Annotated in this window: 6 protein-coding genes and 1 pseudogene; 1 reads left to right on the top strand and 6 read right to left on the bottom strand. The window is 70.9% G+C overall.

The features are described from left to right. From rpsI to RIF68_RS26200, 3 genes are all read right to left on the bottom strand, one after another. On the bottom strand, positions 1–291 hold a 291-nt coding region (gene rpsI, locus RIF68_RS26210; RefSeq protein ID WP_309053764.1), incomplete at its 3' end, for a 30S ribosomal protein S9. A 42-nt stretch (positions 292–333) separates the two neighbouring features. Beyond that, positions 334–777: a 50S ribosomal protein L13 gene (gene rplM, locus RIF68_RS26205; RefSeq protein ID WP_031076703.1), complete on the bottom strand. Its 444-nt coding sequence runs from the start codon at positions 775–777 to the stop codon at positions 334–336. Between the two features lie 234 nt (positions 778–1,011). Next, entirely contained in the window at positions 1,012–2,634 is a 1,623-nt protein-coding gene (locus tag RIF68_RS26200; RefSeq protein WP_309053763.1) for an ATP-binding cassette domain-containing protein, read from the bottom strand. 56 nt (positions 2,635–2,690) lie between these two features. On the opposite strand from RIF68_RS26200, the gene RIF68_RS26195 reads away from it, so the two are divergent. Continuing rightward, on the top strand, positions 2,691–3,650 hold the full coding sequence (locus RIF68_RS26195) for a hypothetical protein (protein WP_309053762.1): 960 nt from the start codon (positions 2,691–2,693) through the stop codon (positions 3,648–3,650). Here the strand turns inward: RIF68_RS26195 and truA are convergent. The 3 genes and pseudogenes from truA to RIF68_RS26180 all read right to left on the bottom strand — a co-directional run. After that, positions 3,621–4,478, bottom strand: coding sequence for a tRNA pseudouridine(38-40) synthase TruA (gene truA, locus RIF68_RS26190; protein ID WP_309053761.1), 858 nt, complete (start codon positions 4,476–4,478; stop codon positions 3,621–3,623). The genes RIF68_RS26195 and truA overlap by 30 nt on opposite strands. A gap of 82 nt (positions 4,479–4,560) precedes the next feature. Next, a complete protein-coding gene (rplQ, locus tag RIF68_RS26185; RefSeq protein ID WP_309053760.1) occupies positions 4,561–5,058 on the bottom strand; it encodes a 50S ribosomal protein L17 in 498 nt (165 codons plus the stop codon). A 159-nt stretch (positions 5,059–5,217) separates the two neighbouring features. After that, positions 5,218–5,385, bottom strand: a pseudogene (locus tag RIF68_RS26180) (DNA-directed RNA polymerase subunit alpha); the annotation flags it as partial.

Here is a 5,385-nt window from a genome sequence, read left to right as displayed (position 1 = left end):
GTCGAGCTCGAGCACCTTGAAGGGCTCGTTGACTTCCTGCTGGTGCACCTTGTTGGGGAAGTAGTCCTCAAGGGTGCGACCGTTGATCTTCCACTTGCCGGTGCCCGGAACGATCCGGACGCGGGCGATGGCGTTCTTGCGACGGCCCAGGCCGGCGGCCGGCTGCGGGTCGCCGAAGCGGGACGCGAGGGACTCGGAGGTGTAGTCACCCTCGACGTTCTCGGTCTCGGTGGTGTACTCCTCGACGCCCTCGAACTCGTCGACGGGGGTCTCGGGGGTGGTCTCGGCCACGATGCTCCTCAGATTTCTTTCGTTCTTAGGGGGTGGCCGGAACTACTGCGCGACCTGGGTGATCTCGAACGGGACCGGCTGCTGCGCAGCGTGCGGGTGGTTCTCACCCGCGTAGACCTTCAGCTTCGAGAGCATCTGACGGCCCAGGGAGTTCTTGGGGATCATGCCCTTGATGGCCTTCTCGACGGCCTTCTCGGGGTTCTTGTCCAGCAGCTCGTCGTAACGGACGGAGCGCAGACCGCCCGGGTAGCCGGAGTGGCGGTAGGCCATCTTCTGGGTCTTCTTGTTGCCGGACAGGTGGACCTTGTCAGCGTTGATGATGATGACGAAGTCGCCCATGTCCATGTGCGGCGCGTAGACGGGCTTGTGCTTGCCTCGCAGGAGGTTCGCAGCCGTCGTCGCCAGACGGCCCAGGACGACGTCCTGCGCGTCGATGATGTGCCACTGGCGAGTCACATCGCCAGGCTTGGGGCTGTACGTACGCACTTCGTAGCCTTCGCTTCTTCAGTGGATGGAGTCCAGACACACCTGAAGCGATCATGCAGCTGGGGCCCACACTGCCGGGACACCGCCCGTATGCGAGCCACTGGTAACTGCTCCAGGGAACCTGCGTAGGGCCCCTTCGCGTGAGAACGACGAAGCCGATACGCATAACAAACCGCTACGGTACCCGCGCCACCCCCGGCGGGTCAAAATGCCGCGGGACGCCGCCCGGCACCGTCACCGCGCCCGCTCCACCCGCCGCTCGTCCCACACCGGCTCGCTCGTCTCCCGGACGACCCCGTCGGAGCCGAAGACCAGATAGCGGTCGAAGGAGCGCGCGAACCAGCGGTCGTGGGTGACCGCGAGGACCGTGCCCTCGTACGCCTCCAGGCCGTCCTGGAGCGCCTCGGCCGACTCCAGGTCCAGGTTGTCCGTCGGCTCGTCCAGGAGCAGCGCCGTGGTGCCGGCGAGTTCCAGGAGCAGGATCTGGAACCGGGCCTGCTGCCCGCCGGAGAGCTTGTCGAAGGGCTGGTCGCCCTGCCGCTCCAGCTCGTACCGGCGCAGCACGGACATCGCCCCGCCCCGGTCCTTGGCGTGCTCCGTCCACAGGATGTCGACCAGGGAGCGGCCCTCCAGCTCCGGGTGGGCGTGGGTCTGCGCGAAGTGCCCCGGCACCACCCGGGCGCCCAGCTTCCACGTCCCCGTGTGCGCCACCGTCGGGTCGCCCGCGAGCAGCCGCAGGAAATGCGACTTGCCCGAGCCGTTCGAGCCGAGGACGGCGACCCGCTCCCCGTAGAAGACCTCCAGCGAGAACGGCTTCATCAGCCCGGTCAGCTCAAGGTTCTCGCAGGTCACGGCCCGTACCCCGGTCCGGCCGCCGCGCAGCCGCATCCGGATGTCCTGCTCGCGCGGCGGCTCCGGCGGTGGGCCGGCCTCCTCGAACTTCCGCAGCCGGGTCTGCGCCGCCGCGTACCGGGAGGCCATCTCGTGGCTGACGGCGGCCGCCTGCCGCAGGGTGACGACCAGCTTCTTCAGCTGGGCGTGCTTCTCCTCCCAGCGCCGCTTCAGCTCCTCGAAGCGCGCGAACCGCTCGCGGCGCGCCTCGTGGAAGGTGTCGAAGCCGCCGCCGTGCACCCACACGTCCGAACCGGCCGGGCCGGGCTCGACGGCGACGATCTTCTGCGCGGCCCGGGAGAGCAGCTCGCGGTCGTGCGAGATGAACAACACGGTCTTGCGGGTCTCCCGCAGCCGCTCCTCCAGCCACCGCTTGCCGGGGACGTCCAGGTAGTTGTCCGGCTCGTCCAGGAGCAGCACCTCGTCGGGGCCGCGCAGCAGCGACTCCAGGACCAGCCGCTTCTGCTCACCGCCGCTGAGCGTCCGCACCTGCCGGAACTGCGCCTTCTCGTACGGCACGCCGAGCGCCGCCATGGTGCAGACGTCCCAGTGGGTCTCGGCCTCGTACCCCTGGACCTCGGCCCAGTCGCTGAGCGCCTGCGCGTACCGCATCTGGGCGGCCTCGTCGTCGACGGTCATGATCAGGTGCTCGGCCTCGTCCACGGCCTTCGCGGCCTCCCGGATGCGCGGGTCGGCCACGGAGACCAGCAGGTCACGGACGGTGGACTCGTCCCGCACGGAGCCGACGAACTGCGGCATCACGCCGAGCCCGCCGCTGACGGTGACGGTGCCGCCGTGCGGCTTCAGCTCCCCGGAGATCATCCGGAGCAGGGTCGTCTTGCCGGCGCCGTTGGCCCCGACGAGGGCGACGACGGCGCCCTCGCCGACGCGGAAGGAGGCGTCCCCGAGCAGCACCCTCCCGTCCGGAAGGTAGTACTCAAGATGCGCGGCCTCGACATGTCCCATGAGGTGCATTGTCGCCGCCCGCCGCCGCCTTCCCCAACCGGTTTAGGATGCGCGGCATGAGCTTTGGGGGACCGCAGTGGCCGCACGAGCCGCAGCAGCCGGGTCAGCAGCCGCCGCAACCGGGTCAGCAGGGGTACGGGCAGCCGCCGGCGCAGGGCTACGGGCAGCAGGGCGGACAGGGGCACCGGCAGCCGCCGAACCCCTTCCCGGGCGCGCAGGGCGGTGACGCCCCCGACTGGAGCGCGCTCGCCGAGGCCTCGGCCGCCCGCGGCCGGCGCAGGCGGCGGCTGATGATCGGCGGCGGGATCCTGGCCACGCTGGCCGTCGGCGCGATCGTCGCGACCGCCGTCGTCACCACGAACAAGAAGAACGACGAGGCCAAGAACGGCGGCGTCCCGACCGTCTCCGTGCCCCCCACCGGCTCGGCCACGCCCGAGCCGACCTTCTCCTCGGTGGCGCCGCCGCCCCCGCCGAACCCGAAGGACTACATCACCGACCCGAAGAAGGACACGGCGCCGATCAGCGCCGAGGGCCTCTTCCCGGGCAGGAAGCTCACCATGAACGGCCGCCCGTACTCCAAGGGCGCGACCTCCTCCACGACGAACTGCGCGGCGGTCGCCCAGGGCGCGCTCGCCGCCGCCCTCAAGGACAACGGCTGCCTGCGCGTCCTGCGCGCCACCTACGTCCAGGGCGGCGTGGCGGTGACCGTCGGCGTGGCCGTCCTCCCCTCGGAGGCCGCGGCCCTCAAGGTCAAGCAGGCCAAGGGCGGCATCGCCCCGCTGGCGGGCGCGGGCGTGAAGGAGTTCTGCCGCGCCACGGTCTGCCTGCGCCGGTCGAACGCGGTGGGCCGCTACGCGTACTTCACCCAGGCCGGCTTCACGAACGGCAGGAAGGTCACCACGGCCGACCAGCCGATCTTCCGGGCCAGCACCGACCTGGGCACCTTCGCCTTCAACCAGATCTACGCCCGCGGCCGGGCGCAGGCCTCAGCAGCAGCCGCCGCTCCCGGGGAGTGACCGCTTGTTGCGGGCCTCCTTGTTCCGGGCGGCGAGCTGGTCGTCCGCCGGGTAGCCGACCTCTTCGAGGGTGAGTCCGTGCGGCCGGACGACGTGCACGGCCGAGTCCCGCACGCCGGCGGCCAGCACCTTGCCCGGCCATTCCACCGGCCGGTGACCGTCGCCGACGAAGAGGAGCGCGCCGACGAGGGAGCGGACCATGTTGTGGCAGAAGGCGTCGGCCTTCACGGTCGCTTCGAGGATGCCGTCGGGGCGCCGTTCCCAGCGCAGTTCCTGGAGGGTGCGGATGGTGGTGGCGCCCTCGCGCTTCTTGCAGTACGCGGCGAAGTCGTGCTCGCCGACGAGGGCGGTGGCGGCCTCGTTCATGGCGTCCATGTCGAGCGCCCAGTCGTGCCACAGGACGTGCCCGCGCAGCAGCGGGTCGACGCCGCCGGGGTTGTCGGTGACGCGGTAGGCGTAGCGGCGCCAGATCGCGGAGAACCGGGCGTTGAAGCCCTCCGGGGCCTCGGCCACGGACCAGATCCGCACATCGTGCGAGAGGCGTCCGGCGAGCCGCCGCAGCAGCTTCTCCCGGTGCTCCTCCCACAGCTCGACGGGGAGGTCGACGTGGGCGACCTGCCCGCGGGCGTGCACCCCGGCGTCGGTCCGGCCGGCGACGGTCAGCTCGTACGTCTCCCTGGCCCGGGTCACCGTCCGCAGGGCGTCCTCGATCTCGCCCTGCACGGTCCGCTGCCCGCGGGCCTGCTTGGCCCAGCCGGAGAACTCCCGGCCGTCGTACGAAAGGTCCAGCCGTACCCGTACGAACCCGGGCTGCACGTCATCACTCACGCCGTAAATCCTCTCAGACGCACGGGAGCGGGCCCGCACCCCTCAGGGGGTACGGGCCCGCTCGCGAAGGCTCTCAGAACGCTCAGGCGTCCTTCGACTCCTCGGCCGGCGCCTCGGCGGCGTCGTCGGCCTTGGTCTCCTCGGCCTTGGGGGCCTCGTCGGCCTCCTTGACGGCGCGCTTGGTGGCGGCCTCGGCCTCGGCGACGGTGGCCTTCTTGGCGATCTCGCCCTCGACCAGCTCGATCACGGCCATCGGGGCGTTGTCGCCACGACGGTTGCCGATCTTGGTGATGCGGGTGTAGCCACCCGGACGCTCCGCGTAGCGCGGCGCGATCTCGGTGAAGAGGGTGTGGACGATGCCCTTGTCGGTGATCGTCTGCAGCACCAGGCGACGGTTGTGGATGTCGCCCTTCTTCGCCTTGGTGATCAGGCGCTCGGCGACCGGACGCAGGCGGCGGGCCTTGGCCTCGGTCGTCGTGATGCGGCCGTGCTCGAAGAGCGACTTCGCCAGGTTGGCGAGGAGCAGCTTCTCGTGCGCGGCGGAGCCGCCGAGACGGGCACCCTTGGCGGGACGCGGCATGGTGTTTCTCCTTGGTGTCTGCCCCGGCCGTGTCAGGTACCGGAGTCAGTATCCGAGCGGGCGGTCGCCCGTCGGAGACCCGCGCCCCTCAGGGGCGCGGGGGAACTGCTCGACCGGCCGGAACCGGTCGGCAGTCACATCTGGACCGTCGGTCCGAGCTCAGTACTGCTCGGTCTCGACGAACCCGGCGTCCGCGTCGTCGTCGGCGCCGAAGGCGTCGGCGGCGGCGGTCGGGTCGAATCCGGGCGGGCTGTCCTTGAGGGCCAGGCCCATGCCGGCCAGCTTCGCCTTGACCTCGTCGATCGACTTCGCACCGAAGTTGCGGAT

It is taken from the genome of Streptomyces sp., from assembly GCF_031178505.1.
GTDB lineage: Bacteria > Actinomycetota > Actinomycetes > Streptomycetales > Streptomycetaceae > Streptomyces > Streptomyces gulbargensis.
Note: the sequence above shows the minus strand (reverse complement) of the source record. Positions and strands in the feature narration are given on the sequence as shown.

Bases quoted from the DNA above. Each gene is read 5' to 3' on its own strand.
- RIF68_RS26200 (WP_309053763.1), bottom strand. From the start codon at position 2,634: ATGGGACATGTCGAGGCCGCGCATCTTGAGTACTACCTTCCGGACGGG.
- RIF68_RS26195 (WP_309053762.1), top strand. From the start codon at position 2,691: ATGAGCTTTGGGGGACCGCAGTGGCCGCACGAGCCGCAGCAGCCGGGT.
- rplQ (WP_309053760.1), bottom strand. From the start codon at position 5,058: ATGCCGCGTCCCGCCAAGGGTGCCCGTCTCGGCGGCTCCGCCGCGCAC.